Raw genomic sequence first — 25,744 nt, 5'->3', positions numbered from 1 at the left:
CTACTTTATATGTAAGTGCTATGAAAATACAATGTAATAGTTGTACTAAAACTTACTTAGTATCTCCTAAGCAAATTGGCGCGTCTGGAAGAAAGGTAAAATGTACGAACTGCAATCACATATGGCATGAATATCTAGAAGAAGTGTCAAACAAATCGCACTCTGCTAATATACAGGAAAAAAAAGTTAATGGAAGGGATTTTTTACAAAATCTAGCATTTACCACTCTAGCTTTTGCAACAGCTACAGGGTTATGCGTCGTAATTGCCAATGGCATCTTTCCTAGAGAGATGAACAAAGCATACAAAACGATCAGTTCATATAAGGATTCAATAAGCTATAAATTAGGGTACAAAAAAGAACAAACAGAAAATCCAAATGTAAAAAAACTTGTTGTAAATAAGTTTTATCAAGACTACCTTTTTTTATCTAATTTAAGATCTAGTTAAATAGGCATAAACCATCGCCGATATCGGTATCCAGTTCCTATAGCTACTCAGATGATGCAAATAGTATTAGGGTGACAGAGTTTTAAAAATAAGTTATCTTTTAGTAAAGAACAGCTCATGAGTATTAAAATTGCACCTTCTATACTTTCAGCAGACTTTGCAAAGTTAGGAGAAGAAGTAAGAAAAATTAGCGATTTAGGTGTGGATTACATACACATAGACGTTATGGATGGGAATTTCGTTCCAAATATTACAATTGGTCCTAGCGTTGTTTCTGCAATACGTAAATATAGCAATCTTCCTTTTGATGTGCATTTAATGGTCAAATCTCCTGGTAACCACATTGAAAGCTTTATAAATGCTGGTGCTGATATTATCACTGTACATGCAGAAGCAGAGACACACCTTGAGAGGTTGATAAGAAAGATAAAGTCATACAAAAATGTAAACGACGAAAAAAAACCGATTCAAGTTGGAGTTTCAATTGTTCCTTCAACTTCTCCAAGTGTGCTTGAATACATAATACATGAGCTAGATATTGTGCTAATTATGACAGTCAACCCTGGCTTTGGAGGACAGGAATTCATTCATTCACAGTTGAACAAGATATCTACTATAAAAAAAATGATACAAGAGCGTAACCTTAAAACACAAATTTCAGTAGATGGTGGAATTAACTTTTTTAACGCAGCTGATATAATAAAAGCAGGTGCAGATATTTTAGTTGCGGGATCGGCGATATTCAAGGCTGAAGATATTAAGAAGGCCGTAAACGATCTTAAAAATCTATTGTTGTGACCCTATATAGCTAAAGTGGCTTAGGTTTACCTACAATTTGAAAAACAACAAATTCGTCATTCCGCTACTCGTTAGCGGAATCTATGCTGAGATACCGCGGCGGTATGACGTAGAAAAACCTTTCTTGGGTTGTATCCGTTCAGCTAAGCGGTGTGAGAGATGATAGATAAGAGGTTTTGGAAAGGATTGAGACCCCTTTGTTTCCATGTCAAGTATAATGAAATTATCCGTTCAAGGAATGCATTTCCCCGCTTCGATTGGGTAAAATATGAATTTTTGCGATAAACGACATAATGCCGTATCTGCTGTTCAGCATGGTTGTTTGTCAGCGGAATGTTTTCTGGGTCATCTAAAAAATTCCACATTATTCTTTCAGATTTCAAAATATTTTTTGCAACTCGAGAAGCTCCAATTGCTTCAGGTAAATGTGATATTTCCTTCAAGTAATACCTTGTACGTTTTTGCAACTTTCTGGCACGTCTGGTAAATCTAAAAACATCTATCTCATTTTTTAGCAAGGCCTTTTTTAGTGCAAATAATTCAGTGGCTACGTTTCTTAAGTAACAGCCCAGAACTTTAACTTCAACTATGTGCTAATCTTTCAAAATCTCTTGATAAATGTGCCCAACAGATTTGCCTGTTCTTATCGGCAAAGTAGTTGTATGCTGCGTACCTGTCGGTTACTACTAAGCTATTGCGATTGCAGAACTTACTATTTTGTAAAACCTTCATTCCTCTTGACTCTGTCAATTTTATAAAACTTGCTGTATTACTGGCAAACATCCAGCACCAACCAAGTTTACCTTTGTTATAATGGCTCGTTTCATCGATATGCAGAACTTCACTTTTACTTACTTCTTGCTCGATTTGCTCATATGCTTCTTGGCATTTTTCTGCAACTCTAGCCTTGCTATTTGACACGCTACCAACACTGATGTCCAGGTTGAAAATATTTTTTATAATATTTGCTACTTCTCTTTTCGAGTTCTTGTAAAATCCGCTCAGCGCCGCGATTGTTGACTTAACTTTTGGACCAAATGTATCCGCAGTAACACCTTCTGGTAGCCTGCTACTTTTTCTTTTTCCACACTTGCAACAGCGGCCATTGGTATTCCACAACATAAGGCTTAATTTCTGGCAAATCAACTTTTGATGAATGTATGGCTCTTTCGATATCGCAATTTCTCCTCCGCACTCGCAAGAACTCTATTTTCACCACTTCATCTGCTTCCATTTTAGGGCGATACTTTCCTTCATGCCCAATCTGTGCCCCTATTTTCCTGTCACTTTTTTTCTTTTTCTTCTTTAGCTTGTATAACTCTTTTGAGCTCGGTATCGATGAATTTTGTGAATTCAGACCTAGTCTTTCTTTCAATTCAGCATTTTCGATTCTTAGCGCCTTATTCTCAGATCTAAAATTTTCGTTTTCTATCTCTAACCTCTTTATCTCTGCTTTTAGTTGCTCTATCTCTATTTTAAAGCTTTCACAGAGCTTGAGAAGACTAGCTAGTAGATCAGACATATTTACCACACATACTACTTGTGATATTATGTTTTTAGCACTCCTTGTCTACTTTTTATTTTACCGCTCCGCTGAACGGATACCTTTTTTTTACTGTTTGAGTATGTAAGGATTATGACGACCTATCCCAAACCTCAACTATATCCTCACTAAACTCTATTATCTTTGTTTTTTTAAACTGATAACAGTTGTTAATGAATTGAATCCCTAAATCTCCTACAAAAGGAGTGGCATCATTGCCTAAAATTTTACCACTGCGGCATATTATCAACCTGTCGATTAAATTACACTTTAATAGTTCTGTGATTAACACTCCTCCACCTTCAACTAATAACCTTGTTATACCGATTTCTGAAACAAGTTTTAATGCCATGTCCTTTAGGCAGGCTTTGCCTGCATCGTTTGAATTGACTTTCAAGTAGTTAATATTTTTTATTTTTTCTTTTACTTCTTTATTCGTTATCACCCAAGTTGTTACTTTATCTGCAGTCTTTGCAATGTTATGCTCTTCCTTTAATCTCCCTTGGCTATCTATAATTAGCCTTATTGGCGATCTACTTCCGAGTCCTGGTAATCTGCAAGTTAAGAGTGGATCATCATTAATAAGAGTATTGCTGCCAATCATAATTGCATCATATTTCGTTCTGAGCTCATGCACCCAGTTTCTCGTATTTTCACTTGTTATCCATTTGCTATCGCCTGTAAATGTTGCGATTTTTCCGTCAAGAGTTGTTGCGATTTTGCAAGCTATAAATGGTCTATGTAATTCTTTAGTGGTGAAAAAACCGACATTCAGTTCTTCTGCTTCTTTTTGCATAATACCTTGCTCAACTTCAATTCCTGCTTCTTTCAGAGCTTTAATGCCTCCACCTGAAACTCTACTATCTGGGTCAATAGTTGCAATTACTACTCTTTTTATGCCAGCTTTTATGATTTTTGCAGTGCAAGGCCCCGTGACTCTGTGATGACAACATGGCTCAAGAGTGATATATATAGTTGCGCCATGAGTTGAATCTTTAGCGTTTTGCAAAGCGACTACCTCCGCATGCGGACGCCCACCAATCCCTGTATATCCCTCACTAACAATTGTACCATCTTTTACAATAACACACCCGACAGCAGGATTTGGTGCAACATTTCCAAGATTTTTTTCTGCAAGCCTTAATGCAATTGACATGAAATGATCATCAGTCATTAGAAAGAAGTCATTTCGTATGAGGTATCAAAAATTCTTCTGTGCTCGTGTATAGCAAATCTATCTGTCATACCTGAGATATAGTCACATATTATTACTGAACGCTGAGATTTACAAGCGAGTTTGCTCCACTCTGTGGGAAGTAATCCTGGGTTTTTATAAAAACATTGAAAAAGTTCCTGTATTATGCGTTTTGCTTTGTTCATCGTTCTACTCAGTTTATAGCTTCTGTATATTTTCTCCATGTTGAATCTTTTCATTTCTTTTGTAGCATTCGCAACTTCTGGTGAAAATGTGACTAGCATTTTATTTAGACTTCTTACGTCTTCTACGCTTTTTATTTTGTGATCTTCAATATTTCTTTCAGTCTGAGAAACAACATCACTTATCATAGTTCCTATAGTTCCACTCAGTGATTCATGTATGAGTTTGCTCTGAGGCAATTCTGAATATCTGCTCCTTATGTCTTTAAACATTTTTTCAATTAAAGGAACATTCAGCAAATCTTCGATGGTTACTAAATTCGCCCTGAGTGCATCATCAAGATCGTGAACACTGTAAGCAATATCATCGGCAATTGAAGCAACTTGCGCTTCAATGCTTGAAAATTCTTCAAGTTTTAGATCATATTTTTTGTTGTATTCTAATAACAGCTGATTACTTGTAGAAGACTCCGCGTTTTGACCAAGCAAGGGACCGTTATGTTTTGCAACTCCTTCAATCACCTCCCAACTTAGATTCATACCATCAAAATCAGCATGTTTTTGTTCAAGATAAGTTAAAATCCTTATAGCTTGAACATTATGATCAAACTCATACTTCTCGTTATCAAGATTCAAATCTTGAACTGATTTCTTTAGAGCATCTTCACCTGCATGACCAAATGGAGGATGACCAAGATCATGTGCGAGCGCTATGCATTCAGTGATATCCTCATTTAAGCCAAGTCTACGCGCAATGGACCTTGCAATTTGTGCAACTTCAAGGCTATGAGTAAGCCGAGTGCGATAGTAGTCGTGCTCATAATTGATAAAAACTTGTGTTTTGTACTCCAACTTTCTAAACGCATTAGAGTGAATGATACGGTCCCTATCACGCTGAAAGCAGCTGCGATTCTCATCTTCTGGCTCTTTGAAGTATCTCCCTTTTGTTTTGCTTGGAAAACATGCATAATTTAATAGAAAATTATTGTTTGACATGTAAAATTTCTACTATAATAAGTTATCAATAATAAACGGTGGTTACTATGTCAACAAATTACAACATCAACTTAACTGATAATGCACTAAAAAAAATCCACTCTCTTGCAGAGCAGGAAGGGGATAAGAGTTCCATTTTACGGGTTGCAGTTTCAGGTGGTGGATGTTCTGGCTTCAAATACAATTTTCTTATGGATCAAATGAATAAAAATCTATCTTTGGATGATGAAGACGATGATTACGATGATGAGTTTGATGACGAAGACGAAGATGATGATTATGAAGAAAGCGAGGACTATAGAAGCCACTCCAGTTTTAGCGAAAAAGGTAAAGATATAGTAATTAATGATGAAAATGGCAATCCTGTATTAATGGTTGATAATTGTTCAGCAAAATTTTTAAATAACTCAGTTATAGATTATACTGAGGATCTCAGTGGTTCTGGTTTTCAAATAAAGAATGCCTTTGCTAAATCCCAGTGTGGTTGTGGCAACAGCTTCTCAGTTTAGTCAAAAATTTGATGTCATTCCAGTGCGTGACACTGGAATCCAGCCTTTTACGAAATCCCATCACAAACGTTGTGTTTTAACATAGGATTAGCTACTTTTATGCTCACCAACTTAGTGTCCAATCAAAATTCCTGGATCCCAGTGTCGGAGCACTGGGATGACACTCTTCTCTGGTGGAGGGTGCTCTCAAGTCACAACGTTCATATAGTTGTATACTTGACACTGAGGTTTATTCTTCTATTTCTTTTTTACTGTTCATGCACTATCATTTGCTATGCAAGCACAACATTTGTATGGTTATAGGTCTTTTAAACATGGGTGGTAATGTAGCACTAGAACTAACTTCTGTAGATAAAAGCTTCAAGGACAATTCTGCTGTTGTAAAGGATATCAACTTAAGTGTTACAAGAGGGCAAGTAGTAGCGCTGATTGGCAATTCAGGTGCAGGGAAAACAACTATATTGCAAATCGCAGGCTTGTTGGACAAGCCAACTTCAGGTATAGTTACGATAGATGGAATAAATTGCACACAAGCCAGTAATAAGCATAAAACTCATGTAAGAAGAAATTTTCTTAGTTTTGTTTATCAATTTCACTATTTGTTACAAGAGTTATCGGTGTTGGAAAATATTATGCTTCCTCAACTCATTGCAGGAAAAAGCAAAGCTGAAGCAAAAAAAAATTCGCAAGCAATGTTGGAAAAATTTGGTCTGGAAAACAAAGCAAGTAGCATGGTATCTGAAGTTTCGGGTGGGGAAAGGCAGAGAGTTGCAATTGCAAGAAGCATTGTAAATTCTCCAAAGCTTTTACTTGCAGATGAGCCAACAGGAAACTTAGATCCAACAAATTCTTTTAACGTGTTTTTACTGCTACATTCATACGTAAAGGAAAATAACAGCTCTATGCTTATAGTAACACACAATCATCTCCTTGCAGAAAAGGCAGACTGCATTTTCCAATTGAGAGATCGATCATTAGTGAAGTTGTGAATAGGAAAAATAGCACAATTTCTATGCCTTATACTTATCTAACCAATGATCATTAACAGAGTACAACTCGCATGAAATGCTTTCATTGCTTTTTATACACGGACTTTTTAACTTACGCTGTTTACTTAGGGAACACCCCGATAACATAAACACAGCTAAAACAAAAAATAATAGCTTTTTAAACATAACAAAACCTTTTCATTTATATTACTACACTCATTTCTCTTGTTTGTAAAGATTAGGCATATTCTTTTACCCTTACCTCTTTTTTGACCTTTTGAGAAGAAATAGTTGCACTATTCAAGCGCAGTTTTATATAATTGTCCACGATTTGAGTCACTTCCTCTTCTTTATCCTTTAGAAAGTGATTAGTATCATCTATTATATGGTATTTCATGTGATCACTTCTTACTGAATTTATCAACCTTTTTGCTAATTCTGTTACATCGCTTTCTTCTGAGATTGTATCATTACTGCTTTGTATTATAAGCCCAGAAACTGGACAGGGAGAAAGAAAAGAAAAATCGTACTTAGTTACCGGAAGAGAAAGAGCAATAAAACCCACTATCTCAGGGCGGCGCATTGTTAGCTGCATAGCCACCCATGCTCCAAAAGAAAAACCAGCGATCCAAATTGGAACATTGCTAGGATTATGTTCCTGAAGCCAATCAATGGCTACCGCAGCGTCAGTTAATTCTCCTATACCCTTATCAAAAGTTCCGGTAGATTTTCCCACACCACGAAAGTTAATTTTCAATGCAGAAAAATTGTTATCTATAAAAGACGTATATGTACTATGTACAATTTTACTATCCATATTACCACCATATTGAGGATGATGATGTAAAACCAGCACAACCGGCACGTTGGCATCTTTGCTTTGGTGGTATTCACCTTCTATCTTTCTTGTTGCATTATTTAAAAAAACTTCAACCATGATAACTCCTAATAAGAACCCGCTTGACAGGTATTGATGACGTGAGTTATTAATTATGTATTAATTTCGCTGTTTTTGCAATAAATTTTTTATCGTGTTAAAGCTAACGTACATAGTTATGGCTATAGTTGATGGTAAACTTATTTAAGTGACAGATGAGTCCATTTTCTTTAGAAAATAGTGGTTGTGTATATGCTGATTACAATGCAACTGCTCCAATTAGTGAAAATGTAAAAAAAAGTATATTTGAGGTCTTGTCAAAACAAACGCTCAATCCATCATCACTACATAAGAGAGGACAAGAAGCGAGGAAGATTCTTCAGGATGCAAGAGATAACGTACGTGGTGCTATTGGCGTCTCAAGTGATAAAGAAATAGTTTTTACGTCTGGTGCAACTGAAGCGAATAACCTTGTTATGAGAGGAATAGCAGGCTACCTGCATATAATTTCAGCTATAGAGCATCCTTCAATTCTTAATTCTGCATGTAATCCATATATAATACCTGTTAATCAGGAGGGCATTGTTGACTTTTTAGAGCTAGAAAAAATTCTAAGCGAACTTAAAGGAAACAAAGCAATAGTTTCAGTTATGATGGCAAATAACGAAACCGGAGTTATTCAACCTATTGAGGAAATAGCTAAAATAGTACACAAGTTTGGAGCAATTTGCCACACTGACACTGCTCAAAGTGTTGGGAAAATTAAAGTTAATATGGAAGATTTAGGAGTGGATTTACTCACTTTATCCGCCCATAAATTTGGCGGTGTAGCAGGCAGTGGAGTTTTAATATTCAATAAAGAACTTGCGATAGAACCTATTATAATAGGTGGTGGACAAGAGAAGGGATTTCGTGGTGGTACGGAAAATATTGTTGCAATTGCAGGCCTTTCTGCTGCACTGCAAAATATTCCAGATCTTTTATCAAAAATGGATGAAGTAAAGGAGCTACGCGATCAATTAGAGTGTGAATTATTAAATCTTGCCAGTGACATAAGAATCTTCGGTAAAAACTCTAAGAGGCTGCAAAACACAAGTTTTATTTATATGCCAGGAGTAAAGAGTGATGTGCAGCTCATGCATTTTGACTTGAATTATATTGCAGTTAGTAATGGCTCCGCATGTTCTTCTGGAAAAGTTGAGCCTTCCCATGTTTTGCTTGCAATGGGGGCAACAAAAGAGCAAGCAGAGTGTTCAATTAGAATCAGTATAGGTCCAGAAACTAAACCACAAGACATAAAAAAAATAGTGGATTGTTGGTATAATATCTACAAGCAGAACACCTTGGTATAGATAATACGTGGTATCATGCAGGCACTGGCCGAGCATTAGATGTAAAAAATTACTTTATAACCCCGCGGTATCTCTAGATCCCGCTAACAAGCAGCGGGATGACGGTTGTTAGGCTAGCTGTCATCCAAGTAGCTGACACTGGTTCCTTTATGACGGCAGTGCCCCTATGGTGTCATTCCAGTACTCCTATGATGTCATCCAAGTAGCCTCCCTCCCCTGTCATCCCAGTGCCCTGACTACTTGGATCTAGCAAGCTTTGCTTGCAAATAAGTCTAATACGTGTCGCGTTTTATGCCAAAACACAATTGGAGTTACATGCAAAATAGATCCCAGACTGGGATGACAAAAAAAGAGCACTGGAATGACACCATTTGCTGTGCAATTTACCTTCAAAAATGAATGTTCGTACAGCTATGGATTCATTCGCGGTATCTCACCATAGATCCCGCTGACAAGCAGCGGTATGACGGTTATCAGTAAACATGAATTACTTTAGCTATGCAATCAGGCTTCCTAAAAACACTTTGTAGCCAATCAATTCTTGAGTATAAAAAAAATTCCTTTAATAATAAGGTATGCTAATCAGGAATTTAATAAAACAAGCAACTCAAGTAGGAAGCAGTGAAAATGCAATACGGTATGTCGAATATCTCTATCAATTTGAGAAGTTTAGAAACACATTAAACCTCACTTTATCACTAATAAAGCAAAATAGGCTCTCATTTGAAATATACCAAGAGGGATTAGTGGATATGGAAGAGGGAGTGTGTAAGACAATCAGGTCTTCCAGTGTAAATAGATATGTTATTGTACTGAGGAAGTCAAACCCATACATTATAGTGCATGAACTTTCACACATGGTTGAAAATGAACTGAACTTAAATTTGGAGCAGGAATTCCTCCATAAAGTTTACCAGGATATTGAGCAGAACCTAAAGCAAGCAAATATTCTTGTGCAGAAAATTATCGGCCAAGTTATATTTAAGGAGATACAGGCTTATCAAACTGCAAAATCACGTGCATCTGAATTATTTGCACGCTATTTTGAGCTATTTGCTTGGGCGCAGGAGGTTTACCCTAAAGATAAAGAATACTTAATCCGCATTCAAGACTTAAACAAAGTGTTCCTTGCTACTGACCAATGGAAAAAGAGCTACCTTGATCCACAAATGATGGAGAGAATAGATAAGGAAATCAAGGAATACAGCAATAAAACTGCCACTAAAGACGTAACCAAAGTGCAAAGCAGTTGGACTAATAAATTTTCTCCTGGGGGCAAAAAAATTAGCTCTATATTTGGAGATGATGATTAGCTTATAGTGCAGGCCAGACGTCATACCGCCGCGAACCGTCATACCGCGATTCATTCCACAACTGTACGAACGTTGTAGTTTGGGAGCAATTTCCACCAGTGGGGTGTCATCCCAGTGCCCAGACACTAGGATCCAGGAATTTTATTAAGTTGGTAAGCATAAAAGTAGCCATTTTATGTAAAAATACAACATTTTGATGATTATGAAAAAGCTGGATCCCAGTGTCAAGCACTGGGATGACATCATAGAGGCACTGGAATGACACCTTCCTAGTGGAAATTGCTCTCAAATCATAATGTTCGTACAGTTGTGGATTCATTCGCGGTATAGATCCCGCTAACAAGCAGCGGGATGACGGTTGTCGGTAAATCTTTTAGCTGTAGAAGTTAACTTTGCAGTTAACTTCTACAGCGTTTCAAGATATAGTTTTGATAATAAAGTGCTCGAATATACATGAAAACCATTTTAGCTGTTGAAACAAGCTGCGACGAAACTGCAGTAGCGATTGTAAATAGTGACAAGCAAGTCCTTGCTCACGAAATTCTCTCCCAAGCAGAACACAAAAAACGTGGTGGGGTGATCCCTGAGATAGCTTCACGTGCTCATATGGAGCATTTAAGTGGTCTAATAAAAAGCGCCGTGGAAAAATCTAACCTTAACTTTTGTGACCTCAATGCAATTGCAGCAACATCAGGACCAGGACTCATAGGTGGACTAATAGTTGGTACAATGATGGCTAAAGCAATTGCGCATGTAGCACAAAAACCATTCATTGCAGTGAATCACTTAGAAGCGCATGCATTGGTTATTAGGTTACTGCATGAGGTAAAATTTCCATTTTTAGCCCTACTAATATCAGGTGGTCACTGTCAATTTTTAATTGCACAGGATGTAGGTAAATACATAAAACTTGGAGAAACGCTCGATGATTCACTAGGAGAAGCATTTGATAAAGTTGCTAAGATGATGGGTTTAAGCTATCCCGGAGGGCCATTAATTGAAAAGTTAGCTAAAAAAGGCAATGGTGCAAGATTTAAATTGCCAAGGGCAATGATAAAACGTTCTGGATGTAACTTTTCGTTTTCTGGAATTAAAACAGCAGTAAAAAACTTAGTGCAAGAACTTAAAATGAGCGAGCAAGATGTGTGTGATGTATGTGCTTCGTTTCAAGAGTGTATTAGTGACATACTGCTGGACAGGGTTAGTAATGCGATTATTATGGCCGAATCTTTAAATATCAAAATCAATGACTTTGTGATTACCGGCGGAGTTGCAGCAAATAATTTCTTGAGAGAAAAATTAAAACAACACATAAACTTAAACATATTTTTTCCTCCCAACAACCTATGTACAGATAATGCAATAATGGTTGGATGGGCAGGAATTGAAATGTTACAGAAAAGCTATATAGATTCTCTCAATTTTGCACCAAGACCTAAGTGGGAGTTAGAGAGTTATTAAAAGCTCTCAATTCTGAATTATAGCTAAAGTGACTTAGGTTCTCTAATTGCACATAAGTCAACAATAATTTTCACACAAATCAAAACAGCATATCTTCTCCATAATCCTTGGTAATTTTACATAAGTTAAAAGTAGCATATGGTTCTCTCCGCGGTCTGAGATGACAATAAATTTGTCAAGCCGCATTATATGTAAAAGACAAGAATTAACTGACAGAAGAATTGACGTAGTCAAAACTAATATCAGGCTGTTGTTTAATGCTACTAATATTTTTCTGAAAAGCAATATGTTTACTGTCAAAAAACGTTTGCATAGGTGTTTTGCCATAGCAGTATTTGCCTGAGTGAGGCCTTGTCTCATTGTAAGAACGCAACCAATGATCAACATCGATCTGTAGATCCTCCAAAGAATAGTAGATTTTCTTTCTAAAGATAATATTGTAACACTCATCTTGCATAGTTCTATGGAATCTTTCACATATGCCATTAGTTTGTGGAGAGTTGGCTTTGGTTCTAGAATGATCGATATTTTCGATTCCTAAATATAGCTGATAAGCGTGATTTTCGGGCTTGCCACAATACTCCGTACCCCTATCAGTTAGAATGCGTAATAATGGAATTCTCTGCTCATCAAAAAATGGGATAACTCTATCGTTAAGAAGATCTGCAGCTGTAATAGCTGTTCTGTCCGTGTAAAGTTTAACCATTGCAACTCTGGAATAAGTATCAACAAAAGTTTGCTGATAAATGCGCCCTATGCCTTTGATATTGCCCACATAATAGGTATCTTGAGAACCCAAATAACCTGGATGTTGCGTCTCAATTTCACCATGAGCTTCCCTTTGTTCTTTCACTTTTTCTAAAGCTGCAAGTTGTTCTTCAGTTAAAATGATTCCGTCTTGAGCTACTTTTGCCTCCAGTGCTTTAAGTCTCTTTTTCAAAGTTTCAAGGTCATTTCTTAGCCATACAGATCTTACTCCTCCTTGGGAAATTATTATACCTCTTTTTCTCAGCTCATTTGCAGCTCTTTCTTGTCCATATGCAGGAAATTCTGTAGCTATGCCAATTATTGCTCTTTCTATATCTTCCGAAACTCTGTTTGCTAATAGCGGTTTTTTCTTACTTATTTCATGTAATGCTTCTTCTCCCCCATTTTCATATAACTCCTTGAATCGATAAAATGTATCTCTTGAGTATCCCATCACTTTGCACGCTTGAGACACATTTCCTAATTGTTTTGCTAGCTCTAGTAATCCTAGTTTTGGTTTTAGTATTTTTGTTTGTATTGTACTCATTTCTAACACTCCTTATTTTTATTATTCTTAACTTACTTTTTTAAAGTGTCATATCAAGTCCTGTTTAATACACGATAATTTTTGATAATAAAATCTATCAATTTACAGTAAGCATCCTCTATATTATAGCCATGCAAATCGAGCTTATCGCTTATAAAATATTTACCCCTATCAACTTTTGATTTTGTGTTTTGGTCAAGACAAAATGATGAGTTACTATTATTGGTATTAAGAAAATTCCCTTGTAAGTCGGAGGTACCTTTATCAACCATAGACTTTATATTTACTTTATGATCAACTTTCAAAGTAACTTTTCCACATTCTATTGGCTTAACATTTTTTTGCCAATCCAACTCATCGTCCGACATAAACGCATTAATCGAATTGTATAATTTTACAACAATATCCAAACATAGTAAAATGTTGCTTATTCTATAAAAACCCGATTTTCAATAATACGATAAAATCGTCAAAAACTAATGAGAATTTTTGGCTGTATGGAAAGCACACCTGCATGTCAGCACTGAAGAATAAGAATAGGCGGTGTATAGAACTGTTAGCAACAGAAAATTTCTATAGAGAGCACAAAAAAGAAATTAGGCAATGTGTAGACAGTAAGGGCATTAAAGTTCGATTAGTAGAAAACAAAATACTTAATGACGTTTTACCCAAAGGTGCTAACCATCAGGGAATTGCTTTAAATGTTGCCCCTATTCTTTATAACTTAAGCATTGAAGAAATAGCTGAAAGCTCGAACGATAGCTCTACTATAGTCATTTTAGATCAAGTCACTGACACGCACAATATTGGGTCGATTTTAAGAACTTCAGCTTGTTTTAATGTCAACGCATTGGTTTTACCACATAACCATTCACCGAGTGAAAATGCATCTATTGCAAAAGCAGCAAGTGGGGCTTTAGATATTGTTCCGCTAATATACGTTACAAATATAGTAAAAACTATGCAGTATTTAAAAAAGGTCGGCTACTGGTGTTACGGGTTTGATTGCAATGCTAAAGAAAATATAGATGAAATAAAGAGTTTTGAGAAAAAAAGAGTAATTATTTTTGGTTCTGAAGAGAAAGGAATGCGGAGGTTAGTTAAAGAAAATTGTGATTATCTTTTAAAAATACCAATGTCAAATGCAATTAACAGCTTAAATGTTTCAAATGCAGCAGCAATAGGCCTATATTCTATTTATATTAAAACAAATGCCGGTGCATAGCTGTTTATAATAAAAATACTTGATAAAAATGTGGTTTTATATTATAATGTGTTAAATAATGGACAAAAGGAGTTATACTATGTCTTACATGAGAAATGAACAGGATATTCGCTCTCAAGGCGTTTACTATAGCGCTGGGCTCAGAAGTTACCTAACTAAAGTATATAATTACATGGCTTTAGCTTTGGGCGTTACAGGGCTTGTTGCATTTCTAACGGTATTTTCTGGTCTTTTTCAGATAATTCATTCTAATCCTGTTCTGTTGTATGCGATAACATTTTCTCCACTTTTGCTAGTGCTTTTTGTATATCCAAAAATCTTACATCTTAGTGTTCAGTCCGCGTTTACCGTGTTTTTCACGTTTTCGGTGCTAATAGGGCTCTCCTCATCTTATATTTTTGTGTTTTACACCGCGGAAAACATAGCAAGAGCGTTTTTCATCACATCGATCATGTTTGGTTCCATGGCTTTATATAGCAATACTACAAAAAAAGATCTGACTAGTATGGGTTCTTTTTTGAGAATGGGAGTCTTAGGGTTAATTATCGCGTCTATAGTAAATTTATTCCTTGGAAGTAGTCCTCTCTATTTTGCAATATCGTTCATATCAGTAATAGTATTTACCTTAATGACTGCATATGATGCTCAGAGAATCAAAGACGTTTATTATAGATATAATGATGGCTCAGAGACTGCAGCCACTAAGCTGGCGATACTGGGTGCAACTAGTCTTTACCTCAACTTTATCAATATATTCCTCAATTTACTCAGGTTACTTAACTTGTTCAATAATAGGGACTAGATGTTTTCCTTTTTAAGGAAAGGTAGTAAGAATTCTATAGTTTTCTTTTTAATATCTTTAGTCGTGTTGATGTTATGTCTTGCATATGCATCGGTACCGTTATATAGCATTTTTTGTAAAGCTACTGGATATGGTGGCACAACAAGAAAAGTAACTAATGCAACAATAAGTGCAATTGACCAAAAAATCAGGGTCCACTTCAATGCTGATATAATGTCCGATCTACCTTGGGAATTTAAATCAGAAACTAACTACGTTGATGTAAACATAGGAGAACAAAGTTTAGCGTTTTATTACGCAAAAAATCTATCTGATCAGCCTTCATTTGGAATGGCGGTGTATAACGTTACGCCTTTCAAAGCAGGTAAGTATTTCAATAAAATTGCATGCTTTTGTTTTGAAGAGCAAATGTTGCTACCAAAACAAAAAGCAGCTATGCCCGTATCTTTTTATATAGATCCTGAGATAATGCTTGATAACAATACAAAAGATTTGAGCGAAATAACACTGTCATACACGTTTTTTAAGCTTAAGTAACAGAATGTTTGCAAACCATGTCATTTCAGTAATCAATAGGGTGTCATCCAAGTAGCTGACACTGGGATCCAGAAAAAATGTATAGCTCATACAGATAAGGTTGACTTTTTGCCATCCTATGACTTGATTGTATAAAAAAATCTGGATTCCAGCGTCACGCGCTGGAATGACAGGAGGTAACGCAAGAAGTCTATTGATTGTGAAAACAATAACTTTGCAAAATATTAATTGTTAGATAACATAATCAAAGTTTTTATCTTAATATTCATCATGGTTAGAGCTATACAAATTAAAAAAACTGGGGGACCAGAAGTATTAGAATTTGTAGATAAGAGCATAGGTGAGCCAAAAGGCGAGGAAGTCTTAGTGCGTCACACAACTATCGGCTTAAATCGTTATGATTTAGAGCACAGAAAAGGTACACGCAAAATTAAAAATTTACCATCAGTGCTTGGAGTGGAAGCAGTTGGGGTTATTGAAAAACTTGGTAAAAAAATCAGTGATGGATTCAAAGTTGGAGACAGAGTTGGATATTGCACAGCTCCTCCAGGGGCATATTGTGAAAAGCGCATTATACACCAGAAATATCTGATAAAAATTCCAGATGACATATCTGATGAAGTTGCTGCTGCAGTGCTGTTTAAAGGTATGACAGCTCACTATTTAGTTAATCAATCTTATAAAATCAGGCCTGGTGCTTTCGTGCTAGTTCATGGAGCTAATGGTGGCTTAGGGCAAATAATATGTCAATGGGCAAAGGATAAAAAAGGTGTAGTGATAGGTTCTGTAAGCTCTGATGAAAAAATGAAGATAGCTTTACAAAGTGGCTGCACATACGCAATAAACTACAATGATAAAGACTTCGTTTCTAAAATTATGGAGATTACGCAAAACAGAGGAGTAGGTGCAGTGTATGACCCCATAGGTTACGCTACAAGTAAGCTCTCTTTTGAATCTTTAGGCAGGTTCGGCATATACGTTTCCTATGGGCAGATATCAGGTAACGCTCCTATTAGTTTTTCTTTACTTAGTTCACGTTCGTTATTTGCAACTGGAACCTCAATATACCATTATAAGCATGATAGATTCACATTAGTGCTTACCACAATGGAAATCTTCGAGATGATAAGAAAAAAACTTTTAACTGTACGGATCAATAAAAAATATAAACTTGATGAGATAATTCAAGCCCATCACGATATGGAAAATAGAAAAACGAGTGGGTTAAATATTATTAAAATCTCTCAAATAAATTAGTATTTAAACTAACCATTCATTAAATTATATCAACTAGAATTTCACATATTTCATTCTCCTTTTGGGGGAATTAAAAGCATATAGCTAAACTGACTTAGATTTACCGACAACCGTCATCCCGCTACGTGTTAGCGGAATCTATACCGCGAATAGACTTCTTGCATAATCCAAATTAAGTAGAAAAAGGTATCATCCGAGTAGCTGACACTGGTTCCTTTATGATGGCAGTGCCCCCTCTTGTCATCCCAGTGCTCCTTTTTTTGTCATCCGAGTAGCTGACACTGGGATCTCATTTTACTTTATGATGATGTCATGAAAGTAGCTGACACTGGTTTCCATCCAAGACGGTGTCATTCCTTACTATTACCCACAAATATAAATGGACTAAAAAGTAAAATATTACAATATTAAAGTTTGCAAATATTGAGGGTATAAAAATGGCAAACGAGAGTAATGAATGGGCTAAAAATGAATTTGGAGATGCTGTACTTGGAGATAAAAGATTAACTGACCGATTAGTAAAGATTGCTGATAGTTTGATAAGTTTACCTGAAAGCTCAATTAATGAGGCATGCGGAAGTTGGTCAGAAGCAAAAGCAGCATACCGTTTTTTTCAAAATGAGAATGTAAAAGAAAGTGATATTTTAGCTACACATATTAATAAGACGGTTGAGAGAACAAAAGCTCACAAGAGGGTTCTTGTCATTCAAGATACCAGTTACATTGTATATAATAACCATAAAAAAACAAGCGGATTAGCAAATTTGTCCAGTTATGATACTGCAAAAGGTATTATAATGCATACAGCTCTTGCCGTTAGTATAGAAGGTTTGGTACTAGGGATACTAGATCAAAAAGTTTATTCAAGACCTGAAGAAACTGAGAACCTTAAAAAAAAGAGCGATCGCATTGAAGATAAAGAAAGCGTAAAGTGGTTGGAAACTTTAAGAAAAACAAATAATATTATTGATCCAACTCAAACTGAGACTATAACTGTATGCGATAGAGAAGCAGATATATATGACTTTTTTGAGCTTGCACATAATCTTAATTCGGCAGTGCTAGTTAGAGCATGCAGAGATAGAGCAGTAAATAGAAAATCTCGATATCCTGAAAAAGGTGAGCAGAAGTTATGGGCATTTATTAAATCCTCTCATTGTGCAGGTACGGTAGAAGTTGAAGTTCCTGTAAAAGATAATAAGCCAAAAAGAACAGCACGTTTGGAAGTTAGATTTGGAAAGTTTATGATGAATCCATCTAAGAATAATATTAGGCATAAGACGGAAGAACTACCTAAATTACCACTTTATGCAGTTTATGTTGTTGAGAAAACTCCCCTTCCCTTAAAAAAAACCGCTAGAATGGATGCTATTAACGAATCTTTCAGTTAATACTTTCGATGAAGCTGTTGAAAAAATTAGTTGGTATTGCCTTAGATGGAAAATAGAGATATTACATAAAATTTTAAATCCGGTCTCAAAGTTGAAGAATGTAGGCTTGGAATAGCAGAAAGACTAATGAGATATCTAACAGTTGTGAGTATTATTGCTTGGAGGATCTTCTTTATTACATCAATTGCAAGAGCTAACCCAACATTACCATGTACTACCTTATTAGCTGAAGAGGAATGGAAAGTTTTATACGTTAAAATACACAGAAAACCATGTCCAAGTGTAGTTCCCAACATAAAAGAAGCTGTTTCATGAACTTGGAGGCCATTTAGCAAGAAAAAATGACCCAGAACCAGGACCTTATGTTCTTTGGAAAGGATATAAACGTCTCTTTGATTTAGCAGAAGGATGGCGACTTGCTCACGAACCTCATATTTGTGGGTAATAGTAAGTTGTTAGCGGGATCTGGAGATACCGCGGCGGTATGACGTAGGGAAATCTTACTTATTATAGCTATAGTTCTACATGAATTACAAAAGTAACATTTACTAGATCTTAATATTTTAGATCTATATTTTAATAAATAATGAGCTGTAATTAGTATGAATAATCCATTTAAAAGTGAGAACTATAAAAAAAATCTCGATTCTCTGATCAAAGCTGTAAAGCTAGGAAATGCAGAGAAACAATATAACAAAACGTTAAGGGATTTATCTCATGCATTAGAAGGTTTTACAGGTGAGGCAAAAGGTATAGCTGAGTTTGTTATATATACTGACTTGAACAATTATGTAGAACAGCCATTAGGTCTTTTTAAAACATTAATGAATAGAATTTTGGGAAAAAATTTTCCAACCAAGAACAGTAGTATAAGTAATTTTGTAAATGATGAGTTGTCAAGTTTCACTTTAGAAACAGCAGCTAAGTATACAAGAATTTTAAAAAAAATTGATCTCTTGGAACAATTAGAAAAAGATTTCAGAAAAAATAATATTTTAAAAGATTCTTTAAATTTAGAACAAAGTGAAAAGAGTCAAGGAAAAGATAGATCACACGAAGTGAGTTTGGAAGGTAGAAAGCAAAAGGAAGGTACTTTTGAGCTGCGAAAAGAAGAACAGCCGAAAGAAAAATTAGGTGGTAATCGCATGAGGCAAATAAAGCGACCAACAACAGCACCTCCGGCTGCTCCAGATTCGAGGAAGGTACGCTTTAAATCAGAAATATCCTCAGATGGAGAAAGCAAGGCAAAGTCTACATCTTCTTTACTAAAAGGAGCTAATAGTTTTAGTATGCCTGATGCTAAGGAAAATCCTTCTGAGGATTCAGGCTATGAAAGTTCATTAGATCAGGGGTCTGAATATGAAGACATATCAAATTATCAAGAGAAAAAGCAAAAGGAAAATCCTTTATATGAGCAGAGAGAAGATTCAGGCTATGGAAGTTCATTAAATGAAGAGTCTGTATACAAAGAGATATCAAATTATCAAGAGAAGAAGAGTAAAATTTTAATAGAAAATTCGCAGAGTTCAAAATCGCCCAAAGAAGAGCCAATTTATGCAACAGTTCCTAAAGAACATATAGAAGCAAAAAGAGAACGTAAGCAGAAACAACAACCTCAATCCCTCGTACCACCAAAACCACCGCAAGTGCCAAAAAAAATGTTTACTACTGGTCAAGAAGTTAGACAAGAATCGAAAGTGGTAATCAAAGATAAACCTGCAGTACCGCCAAAGCCTAAAAATCTAAGCCGTGCTAATCAAAAAGTAAGCACAGAGCCAAAAGTAGTAGGAGTAATTCTTAAAAAATCAGCTGAAAGAGTACCACTAAAATCTGAAAATCAAGACAATAGGAAATCAGCACAAAAAGCTGCTGGTAAGGCGATACCAAAAGTAGCAGCAGCTACTATGAAAGGAGGAGCTAATCGCGAGATGGGCAGTAAAGTAAAGGCATTAAAAGAAAAATTTGAGCAAAATCAAGCAAAAGGAAATGCTAATGTACAGCTTGCTGAAAGCAAAACCACTCCAGCAGCACAAGCGGATATCGGTGTGAAGAAAAAACAATCTCATTCATTTCTAACAGAGAATAAAAGATCTGCAACGAAACACGTAACAGCAAAATCTGATCCAAAATCTCATGTCAGCAAAAATTCCCTTCTCACGCATGCAAATGTAAAGGAAATGGTTGCACAAATTGAGAAAGGAAAAGGAGGAAGATGGGAATGTTCAAAAAAGTGTGTCAAAGCGCATTTTTAGTTCAACTCAATTTTCAATCTATCTGGAAAGAAAATATCAAGTTGAGACATAGTTAAAGCCCAATTAGGCAGAGCCATAGTCCATTTTTGCTCTACCTTCTTTATAGCACAATATACCTGTTTATACAAGGCATTTGTGCTGGTAAATGAGCCCTTGGTTTTAGTGAATTTTCTGATCTGTCTGTGCAGCCCCTCAATTGGATTTGTGGTGTAAATTAGCCTTCTAACTGGGCTAGAATACTTGAAATAACCAGATAAATTTTCCCAATTGTTCTGCCACGATTTTATAACTAAAGGATACTTTTCTCCCCATTTTTCTTCCAGCTCAAGTAAGTAATTTTCAGCAATTTCTTTACTTGTAGCACGATATATTTTTTTCAAATCATTCATGAAAACTTTCACATCTTTGCTGGATACATATTTTAGTGAATTTCTTATCTGATGCACTATACATAGCTGTACTTCTGCTTTAGGAAACGCACTATTTATAGCTGCAGGAAAGCTTTTTAGCCCATCTACACATGCAATCAGAATATCTTCTACTCCTCTTTCTTTGAGGTCATTTAGCACTCCCAACCAAAAGTTAGCTCCTTCACTTTCAGCCAAATAAAAGCCCAGGACTTCTTTTCTGCCATTTTGGTCTATGCCCAATATATTGTACATACATTTACTTACGCAATGTCCATCCTCTTTGACCTTAAAGAACATCCCATCCATAAATACTATCGGGTATACTGATTGCAGTGGACGACTACGCCATTCATTGATTATAGGCAGTAATTTGTCGGTAATACTTGATATCTCTGCCGCCGATATTTTGTGATCATAAATTTCCTCAACGTGTGACGCTATATCTCTATAGCTCATACCACTGGCAAATGTGCTCAAAATCTTCGTTTCAAGCTCTGGATGTAAGCTTGTTTGCCTTTTTTTGACTATTTGCGGCTCAAAACTTCCTTCTCTATCCCTTGGCGTCAAAAGTTCAAATGAACCGGCACTTGTCCGTAAAGTCTTTCCATTTCTCCCATTTCTTCGATTATTCTCTTCACTTTCAGCTAATAAGTGGTTTTCTATTTCACCTTCCAAACTTGCTTCCAGCAGCTTTTTTATAAATGGTGTTAATGCTCCCTCCCTTCCTGTCAACGGTCTTCCTTCTCGTATAGACGACAGGATATTTGTTTCCAACTCTTTATAATCTACCAATCCGTTAGTTCTGTTTACTACTTTCTGACTCATTGTCACACCTCCATTTTTTTATATCAATTTATTACTTTTTTTTCGGTTTGACACACTTTTTTGAACATTCCCAGGAAGATAGTAACATTTGGGAAAAAAACATATGTGTCAAGTCAAGAGATTGTGAGCAAATTTAGGAAATTATAGCTAAACTGACTTAGATTTACCGACAATTTGAAAAACCGTCATTCCGCTAACTATAGTATTTTCAAAAGCGAATGATAAAGGTATAATATGTTTTTTTAAAGTAGGGAAAGCAATGGTATATAGTGTAGATTTAAGGGAAAAAGCAGTGTCTTTGGTAGAAAAAGGAAAGTCAAAGGTTGAAGTTGCAGAGGTTTTTGAGATAGGGATAGCAACACTATATAGATGGCTAAAAAAGAAAGCTACTGGCCAAGGTCTCAAAGCGGTAAAAAGTACTGGTTTTATTCGAAAAATAGATCCAGAAATACTCAAAGAATATGTCAAAAAACACCCAGATCACACACTAGCAGAAATGAAACAAAACCTTGGCTTTGGGATAAGTGCAATTTGGTATAGATTAAGACAGCTAAAAATAACCTTTAAAAAAAGTCACATTCTATCAAGAGCGCAATCAAGAAGATAGGCAGCAATTTATCGATAAAGTCTCAAAAATAGACCACTGTAGCATTTTATATATAGATGAAGCAGGTGTAAAAGACAAGATTTAATCTGACAGAGAAGAATTAACTGACAGAAGAATTGACGTAGTCAAAACTAATATCAGGCTGTTGTTTAATGTGTATTAAACAGGACTTGATATGACACTTTAAAAAAGTAAGTTAAGAATAATAAAAATAAGGAGTGTTAGAAATGAGTACAATACAAACAAAAATACTAAAACCAAAACTAGGATTACTAGAGCTAGCAAAACAATTAGGAAATGTGTCTCAAGCGTGCAAAGTGATGGGATACTCAAGAGATACATTTTATCGATTCAAGGAGTTATATGAAAATGGGGGAGAAGAAGCATTACATGAAATAAGTAAGAAAAAACCGCTATTAGCAAACAGAGTTTCGGAAGATATAGAAAGAGCAATAATTGGCATAGCTACAGAATTTCCTGCATATGGACAAGAAAGAGCTGCAAATGAGCTGAGAAAAAGAGGTATAATAATTTCCCAAGGAGGAGTAAGATCTGTATGGCTAAGAAATGACCTTGAAACTTTGAAAAAGAGACTTAAAGCACTGGAGGCAAAAGTAGCTCAAGACGGAATCATTTTAACTGAAGAACAACTTGCAGCTTTAGAAAAAGTGAAAGAACAAAGGGAAGCTCATGGTGAAATTGAGACGCAACATCCAGGTTATTTGGGTTCTCAAGATACCTATTATGTGGGCAATATCAAAGGCATAGGGCGCATTTATCAGCAAACTTTTGTTGATACTTATTCCAGAGTTGCAATGGTTAAACTTTACACGGACAGAACAGCTATTACAGCTGCAGATCTTCTTAACGATAGAGTTATCCCATTTTTTGATGAGCAGAGAATTCCATTATTACGCATTCTAACTGATAGGGGTACGGAGTATTGTGGCAAGCCCGAAAATCACGCTTATCAGCTATATTTAGGAATCGAAAATATCGATCATTCTAGAACCAAAGCCAACTCTCCACAAACTAATGGCATATGTGAAAGATTCCATAGAACTATGCAAGATGAGTGTTACAATATTATCTTTAGAAAGAAAATCTACTATTCTTTGGAGGATCTACAGATCGATGTTGATCATTGGTTGCGTTCTTACAATGAGACAAGGCCTCACTCAGGCAAATACTGCTATGGCAAAACACCTATGCAAACGTTTTTTGACAGTAAACATATTGCTTTTCAGAAAAATATTAGTAGCATTAAACAACAGCCTGATATTAGTTTTGACTACGTCAATTCTTCTGTCAGTTAATTCTTCTCTGTCAGATTAAATCTTGTCTTTTACAACTTAATTCTGCAATTCTTTGATCTCACTCATGGAGAGGCCAGTAAACTTAACAATAGTGGTGACATCAACATTATTAGCTAGCATTGTTTTTGCAACTTCAATTTTTCCTTCCTTTTTAGCATCATCAAGTTTTTGTTCAAGAACAGCCCGTTCATCACGAATACGTTTTATTTCCTGTTCGTAGGCAATAAATTCTTTCTCTGACCAGTTGAATCTATTTAGTTCTTCATATGCCTTTTTAATTATTACATCACTACCTATTATCTTTTCCAATTCTTCTTCGCTAGTTTCATCTGCATATTGTTGTCTAAGTGAAGAAGGTCGCCCTTCCTCACTCGACTGCAAAACCGTACGTGAGACTTTGCGCCTCATACGGCTTCTCTCTAATTTGGTGCTTTTCATGCACACCTCCTGTGTAATTCATCGTGACAATGTCCATGTAACAAAGATAAGTTTGTGATCATATTGTTTTGTCTATTCCGGTCTTTGTGATGTATTTCTATTGTATCATCACTTTTAAACCATAGTCTACAATTATCGCATTTACTTTGTTGCAACCTCAATAATTTTATTACTCCTAGTGGCTTATCTGGTATTTTTCTCAGACGTTTACCCCAATATACCCAATCACCATCATATGGGGATCTGGTTTTTTGCACTTTGATATGTCGTTTAATAACATGATCGCTGTGTATAGTAAGACGTACCTTGTTACTTGTCATAAAGCGCCAGTTTTCGTTATTATACTTCTTAAAGTACTTTCTTTTTATCCAGCATCTCCCTTTGTTTGGGTGCCTAAAAACTGCCCACTTCCAGAGTTTTCTATGCATAATATTATCCAATGAGCTAAAGATTTTACATGAAACTACCGAGGAGTAATATTGACTCCATCCTCTGTTTATTGGATTGAGATCCTTTATCACCCGCTCTTGTGGTGCTCCACGCATTTCTCTGAGCTTATGTTTAATAGCTAGTGTATGTTGTTTTATAGAATTACGACTTGGTTTGATTAATAACTTGTAACCTTTCTTACTTTCTTTTATTGGATATTGTCTTATTGAAAAACCAAGAAAATCAAATCCTGGTTTTGTTTCGTCAATGGTTCTTAATGTATGAGAAACTCTTGTTTTAGAGGGCTTTAATTTTAATCCAATGGTTTCTAACCATTCTTCAACTAAAATTTTTGCTTTAAGAATAATCTCTTCGTTTTCATGTATGATGACAAAATCATCACAGTAGAAAATTACACTAATAGACTTTTGCGCGTTTCTATGCGATATCCTACCATATTTTCTTTTCATGCATTGAAAGAGTTCGTTTGTTAATGCTTTTTTGACATGTTGCTCTAATCCGTGTAATGCAACACAAGCTAGCAACGGTGAGATCGTCCCTCCTTGAATTGTACCACGTTTTGTGGATTGAAGCTTTCCATCTTCCATAACACCAGCTCCTAACCATCCTCTTATGATTTTCTTTAATGTTGGTGTGGTTTTCAAGCAATTTATTATGGTTAATATTGTCAAAGCATCCAGAAATATCAGCATCTAATACATATGCTGTTTTCTGTTTGAGCACATCAAATATGGCTTCAATTGCATCATGACATGATCTACCAGGTCTAAAACCATAAGTGTTTGGCTCAAGTTTTGCCTCCCATTCTGGTTCTAAAGCCATTTTTACAAGTGTTTGTTTTGCTCGACACGATATAGTGGGTATACCAAGCGGGCGATGCTCCGATGGCTTACCAGATTTTGGAATCCAGACACGTCTTGATGGCTTTGCTTTTTCTTTTATATCTAAAGAATATGATAGTTGTAATCTTTCTTTTTGATTAAGGTTAGCTTTTCCATCAATACCTGCAGTCTTCTTCCCCCTATTGTCCTGTGTTACTTTCCTAACAGCGAGTGTTTTTGCACTTGTTGATTTGAGTAATAATCTCTGAAGATTATGCATCTTTTTGATATCATTACATTTAGAAGCTTGGTAAATTCGTTTTTGTAGCTTAAATGAAGATTTCTTTAGCTTGCGCCAAGGAATTCCATTCCATTCATACCTAACTTTTTGCTGGTCCATAACATATTCACTACTATTCACCACTTTACCTTCCAAATTAAAGTGTTTACGTCTG

General features: G+C 35.8%; 21 protein-coding genes and 5 pseudogenes. 15 read left to right on the top strand and 11 right to left on the bottom strand.

The features are described from left to right. The first annotated feature begins 20 nt into the window (after window positions 1-20). Window positions 21-449, top strand: coding sequence for a zinc-ribbon domain-containing protein (locus OPR49_RS03010; RefSeq protein ID WP_265027406.1), 429 nt, complete (start codon window positions 21-23; stop codon window positions 447-449). A gap of 117 nt (window positions 450-566) precedes the next feature. Continuing rightward, a complete protein-coding gene (gene rpe, locus OPR49_RS03005; RefSeq protein ID WP_264337995.1) occupies window positions 567-1,247 on the top strand; it encodes a ribulose-phosphate 3-epimerase in 681 nt (226 codons plus the stop codon). 143 nt (window positions 1,248-1,390) lie between these two features. Here the strand turns inward: rpe and tnpC are convergent. The 3 genes and pseudogenes from tnpC to OPR49_RS02990 form a co-directional block, all read right to left on the bottom strand. After that, window positions 1,391-2,769: pseudogene (gene tnpC / locus OPR49_RS03000) on the bottom strand (IS66 family transposase). 112 nt (window positions 2,770-2,881) lie between these two features. After that, on the bottom strand, window positions 2,882-3,964 hold the full coding sequence (gene ribD, locus OPR49_RS02995) for a bifunctional diaminohydroxyphosphoribosylaminopyrimidine deaminase/5-amino-6-(5-phosphoribosylamino)uracil reductase RibD (protein ID WP_265027405.1): 1,083 nt from the start codon (window positions 3,962-3,964) through the stop codon (window positions 2,882-2,884). Then, window positions 3,964-5,163, bottom strand: a complete 1,200-nt coding sequence (locus tag OPR49_RS02990) for a deoxyguanosinetriphosphate triphosphohydrolase (RefSeq protein WP_265027404.1) — start codon at window positions 5,161-5,163, stop codon at window positions 3,964-3,966. Before OPR49_RS02990 ends, ribD begins: the two co-directional genes overlap by 1 nt. Before the next feature lie 47 nt (window positions 5,164-5,210). On the opposite strand from OPR49_RS02990, the gene OPR49_RS02985 reads away from it, so the two are divergent. Both OPR49_RS02985 and OPR49_RS02980 read left to right on the top strand, forming a co-directional pair. Beyond that, complete coding sequence (locus OPR49_RS02985) at window positions 5,211-5,672, top strand: HesB/IscA family protein (protein WP_010081891.1); 462 nt, start codon at window positions 5,211-5,213, stop codon at window positions 5,670-5,672. A 314-nt stretch (window positions 5,673-5,986) separates the two neighbouring features. Next, window positions 5,987-6,661 carry an ABC transporter ATP-binding protein gene (locus OPR49_RS02980; protein WP_065106727.1) on the top strand — a complete coding sequence of 225 codons (675 nt, stop codon included), beginning with the start codon at window positions 5,987-5,989 and terminating at the stop codon, window positions 6,659-6,661. A 238-nt stretch (window positions 6,662-6,899) separates the two neighbouring features. Here OPR49_RS02980 and OPR49_RS02970 read toward each other — a convergent pair whose 3' ends face one another. Continuing rightward, window positions 6,900-7,598: an alpha/beta hydrolase gene (locus OPR49_RS02970; protein WP_265027403.1), complete on the bottom strand. Its 699-nt coding sequence runs from the start codon at window positions 7,596-7,598 to the stop codon at window positions 6,900-6,902. 155 nt (window positions 7,599-7,753) lie between these two features. On the opposite strand from OPR49_RS02970, the gene OPR49_RS02965 reads away from it, so the two are divergent. Continuing rightward, on the top strand, window positions 7,754-8,890 hold the full coding sequence (locus tag OPR49_RS02965) for a cysteine desulfurase family protein (protein WP_265027402.1): 1,137 nt from the start codon (window positions 7,754-7,756) through the stop codon (window positions 8,888-8,890). 575 nt (window positions 8,891-9,465) lie between these two features. Beyond that, entirely contained in the window at window positions 9,466-10,203 is a 738-nt protein-coding gene (locus OPR49_RS02960; protein WP_265027401.1) for a WD_0702 family putative metalloprotease, read from the top strand. A gap of 106 nt (window positions 10,204-10,309) precedes the next feature. On the opposite strand, the gene OPR49_RS02955 is transcribed toward OPR49_RS02960, so the two are convergent. Beyond that, window positions 10,310-10,522, bottom strand: a complete 213-nt coding sequence (locus OPR49_RS02955) for a hypothetical protein (RefSeq protein ID WP_182319398.1) — start codon at window positions 10,520-10,522, stop codon at window positions 10,310-10,312. A gap of 134 nt (window positions 10,523-10,656) precedes the next feature. Here OPR49_RS02955 and tsaD point away from each other — a divergent pair, with 134 nt between their 5' ends. After that, window positions 10,657-11,664, top strand: coding sequence for a tRNA (adenosine(37)-N6)-threonylcarbamoyltransferase complex transferase subunit TsaD (gene tsaD / locus OPR49_RS02950; protein ID WP_265027400.1), 1,008 nt, complete (start codon window positions 10,657-10,659; stop codon window positions 11,662-11,664). 205 nt (window positions 11,665-11,869) lie between these two features. Here the strand turns inward: tsaD and OPR49_RS02945 are convergent, their stop codons facing one another. Both OPR49_RS02945 and OPR49_RS02940 read right to left on the bottom strand, forming a co-directional pair. Beyond that, window positions 11,870-12,958, bottom strand: coding sequence for an IS481 family transposase (locus OPR49_RS02945; protein WP_265027486.1), 1,089 nt, complete (start codon window positions 12,956-12,958; stop codon window positions 11,870-11,872). A gap of 59 nt (window positions 12,959-13,017) precedes the next feature. Continuing rightward, window positions 13,018-13,326, bottom strand: a pseudogene (locus OPR49_RS02940) (Smr/MutS family protein); the annotation flags it as partial. Window positions 13,327-13,418: 92 nt separating this feature from the next. On the opposite strand from OPR49_RS02940, the gene rlmB reads away from it, so the two are divergent. The 6 genes and pseudogenes from rlmB (at window position 13,419) to OPR49_RS02910 (ending at window position 20,422) form a co-directional block, all read left to right on the top strand. Then, on the top strand, window positions 13,419-14,183 hold the full coding sequence (gene rlmB / locus OPR49_RS02935) for a 23S rRNA (guanosine(2251)-2'-O)-methyltransferase RlmB (RefSeq protein WP_265027505.1): 765 nt from the start codon (window positions 13,419-13,421) through the stop codon (window positions 14,181-14,183). A 79-nt stretch (window positions 14,184-14,262) separates the two neighbouring features. Further along, complete coding sequence (locus OPR49_RS02930) at window positions 14,263-14,985, top strand: Bax inhibitor-1/YccA family protein (RefSeq protein ID WP_265027504.1); 723 nt, start codon at window positions 14,263-14,265, stop codon at window positions 14,983-14,985. Beyond that, window positions 14,986-15,522 (top strand): cytochrome c oxidase assembly protein, encoded by a 537-nt coding sequence (locus OPR49_RS02925; RefSeq protein ID WP_264338050.1) that lies wholly within the window; start codon window positions 14,986-14,988, stop codon window positions 15,520-15,522. It abuts the gene before it with no gap. Between the two features lie 270 nt (window positions 15,523-15,792). Then, window positions 15,793-16,779 (top strand): quinone oxidoreductase family protein, encoded by a 987-nt coding sequence (locus OPR49_RS02920; protein ID WP_182319588.1) that lies wholly within the window; start codon window positions 15,793-15,795, stop codon window positions 16,777-16,779. Window positions 16,780-17,216: 437 nt separating this feature from the next. Then, window positions 17,217-18,615, top strand: a pseudogene (locus OPR49_RS02915) (IS4 family transposase). Window positions 18,616-18,772: 157 nt separating this feature from the next. Beyond that, the gene (locus tag OPR49_RS02910; RefSeq protein WP_265027399.1) at window positions 18,773-20,422 is read left to right on the top strand and encodes a hypothetical protein; all 1,650 of its coding nucleotides are present in this window, start codon (window positions 18,773-18,775) and stop codon (window positions 20,420-20,422) included. Here the strand turns inward: OPR49_RS02910 and OPR49_RS02905 are convergent. Continuing rightward, window positions 20,419-21,657, bottom strand: coding sequence for an IS256 family transposase (locus OPR49_RS02905; RefSeq protein ID WP_265026724.1), 1,239 nt, complete (start codon window positions 21,655-21,657; stop codon window positions 20,419-20,421). The genes OPR49_RS02910 and OPR49_RS02905 overlap by 4 nt on opposite strands. Window positions 21,658-21,916: 259 nt before the next feature. Between OPR49_RS02905 and OPR49_RS02900 the strand changes: the two genes are divergently transcribed. Together OPR49_RS02900 and OPR49_RS02895 are read left to right on the top strand one after the other, a co-directional pair. Continuing rightward, complete coding sequence (locus tag OPR49_RS02900) at window positions 21,917-22,264, top strand: IS630 transposase-related protein (RefSeq protein WP_022626382.1); 348 nt, start codon at window positions 21,917-21,919, stop codon at window positions 22,262-22,264. Window positions 22,265-22,491: 227 nt separating this feature from the next. Beyond that, window positions 22,492-23,580: an IS481 family transposase gene (locus OPR49_RS02895; RefSeq protein ID WP_265027486.1), complete on the top strand. Its 1,089-nt coding sequence runs from the start codon at window positions 22,492-22,494 to the stop codon at window positions 23,578-23,580. Between the two features lie 36 nt (window positions 23,581-23,616). Here OPR49_RS02895 and OPR49_RS02890 read toward each other — a convergent pair. The 3 genes and pseudogenes from OPR49_RS02890 to OPR49_RS02880 all read right to left on the bottom strand — a co-directional run. After that, a pseudogene (locus tag OPR49_RS02890) lies at window positions 23,617-23,919 on the bottom strand (nuclease/transposase family protein); the annotation flags it as partial. A 95-nt stretch (window positions 23,920-24,014) separates the two neighbouring features. Next, on the bottom strand, window positions 24,015-24,563 hold the full coding sequence (locus OPR49_RS02885; protein ID WP_265027503.1) for a group II intron maturase-specific domain-containing protein: 549 nt from the start codon (window positions 24,561-24,563) through the stop codon (window positions 24,015-24,017). Between the two features lie 168 nt (window positions 24,564-24,731). Then, window positions 24,732-25,689 (bottom strand): annotated as a pseudogene (locus tag OPR49_RS02880) (reverse transcriptase domain-containing protein); the annotation flags it as partial. Between the last annotated feature and the right edge of the window lie 55 nt (window positions 25,690-25,744).

Origin of the sequence: Wolbachia endosymbiont (group A) of Bombylius major, assembly GCF_947251895.1 — a bacterium.
GTDB lineage: Bacteria > Pseudomonadota > Alphaproteobacteria > Rickettsiales > Anaplasmataceae > Wolbachia > Wolbachia pipientis.
Note: the sequence above shows the minus strand (reverse complement) of the source record. Positions and strands in the feature narration are given on the sequence as shown.

Excerpts from the sequence above, each read along its gene's own strand:
- OPR49_RS03010 (WP_265027406.1), top strand. The coding sequence starts at position 21 with ATGAAAATACAATGTAATAGTTGTACTAAAACTTACTTAGTATCTCCT.
- rpe (WP_264337995.1), top strand. The coding sequence starts at position 567 with ATGAGTATTAAAATTGCACCTTCTATACTTTCAGCAGACTTTGCAAAG.
- ribD (WP_265027405.1), bottom strand. The coding sequence starts at position 3,964 with ATGACTGATGATCATTTCATGTCAATTGCATTAAGGCTTGCAGAAAAA.
- OPR49_RS02990 (WP_265027404.1), bottom strand. The coding sequence starts at position 5,163 with ATGTCAAACAATAATTTTCTATTAAATTATGCATGTTTTCCAAGCAAA.
- OPR49_RS02985 (WP_010081891.1), top strand. The coding sequence starts at position 5,211 with ATGTCAACAAATTACAACATCAACTTAACTGATAATGCACTAAAAAAA.
- OPR49_RS02980 (WP_065106727.1), top strand. The coding sequence starts at position 5,987 with ATGGGTGGTAATGTAGCACTAGAACTAACTTCTGTAGATAAAAGCTTC.
- OPR49_RS02970 (WP_265027403.1), bottom strand. The coding sequence starts at position 7,598 with ATGGTTGAAGTTTTTTTAAATAATGCAACAAGAAAGATAGAAGGTGAA.
- OPR49_RS02965 (WP_265027402.1), top strand. The coding sequence starts at position 7,754 with ATGAGTCCATTTTCTTTAGAAAATAGTGGTTGTGTATATGCTGATTAC.
- OPR49_RS02960 (WP_265027401.1), top strand. The coding sequence starts at position 9,466 with ATGCTAATCAGGAATTTAATAAAACAAGCAACTCAAGTAGGAAGCAGT.
- OPR49_RS02955 (WP_182319398.1), bottom strand. The coding sequence starts at position 10,522 with ATGAATCCACAACTGTACGAACATTATGATTTGAGAGCAATTTCCACT.
- tsaD (WP_265027400.1), top strand. The coding sequence starts at position 10,657 with ATGAAAACCATTTTAGCTGTTGAAACAAGCTGCGACGAAACTGCAGTA.
- OPR49_RS02945 (WP_265027486.1), bottom strand. The coding sequence starts at position 12,958 with ATGAGTACAATACAAACAAAAATACTAAAACCAAAACTAGGATTACTA.
- OPR49_RS02930 (WP_265027504.1), top strand. The coding sequence starts at position 14,263 with ATGTCTTACATGAGAAATGAACAGGATATTCGCTCTCAAGGCGTTTAC.
- OPR49_RS02925 (WP_264338050.1), top strand. The coding sequence starts at position 14,986 with ATGTTTTCCTTTTTAAGGAAAGGTAGTAAGAATTCTATAGTTTTCTTT.
- OPR49_RS02920 (WP_182319588.1), top strand. The coding sequence starts at position 15,793 with ATGGTTAGAGCTATACAAATTAAAAAAACTGGGGGACCAGAAGTATTA.
- OPR49_RS02910 (WP_265027399.1), top strand. The coding sequence starts at position 18,773 with ATGAATAATCCATTTAAAAGTGAGAACTATAAAAAAAATCTCGATTCT.
- OPR49_RS02905 (WP_265026724.1), bottom strand. The coding sequence starts at position 21,657 with ATGAGTCAGAAAGTAGTAAACAGAACTAACGGATTGGTAGATTATAAA.
- OPR49_RS02900 (WP_022626382.1), top strand. The coding sequence starts at position 21,917 with ATGGTATATAGTGTAGATTTAAGGGAAAAAGCAGTGTCTTTGGTAGAA.
- OPR49_RS02895 (WP_265027486.1), top strand. The coding sequence starts at position 22,492 with ATGAGTACAATACAAACAAAAATACTAAAACCAAAACTAGGATTACTA.
- OPR49_RS02885 (WP_265027503.1), bottom strand. The coding sequence starts at position 24,563 with ATGCGTGGAGCACCACAAGAGCGGGTGATAAAGGATCTCAATCCAATA.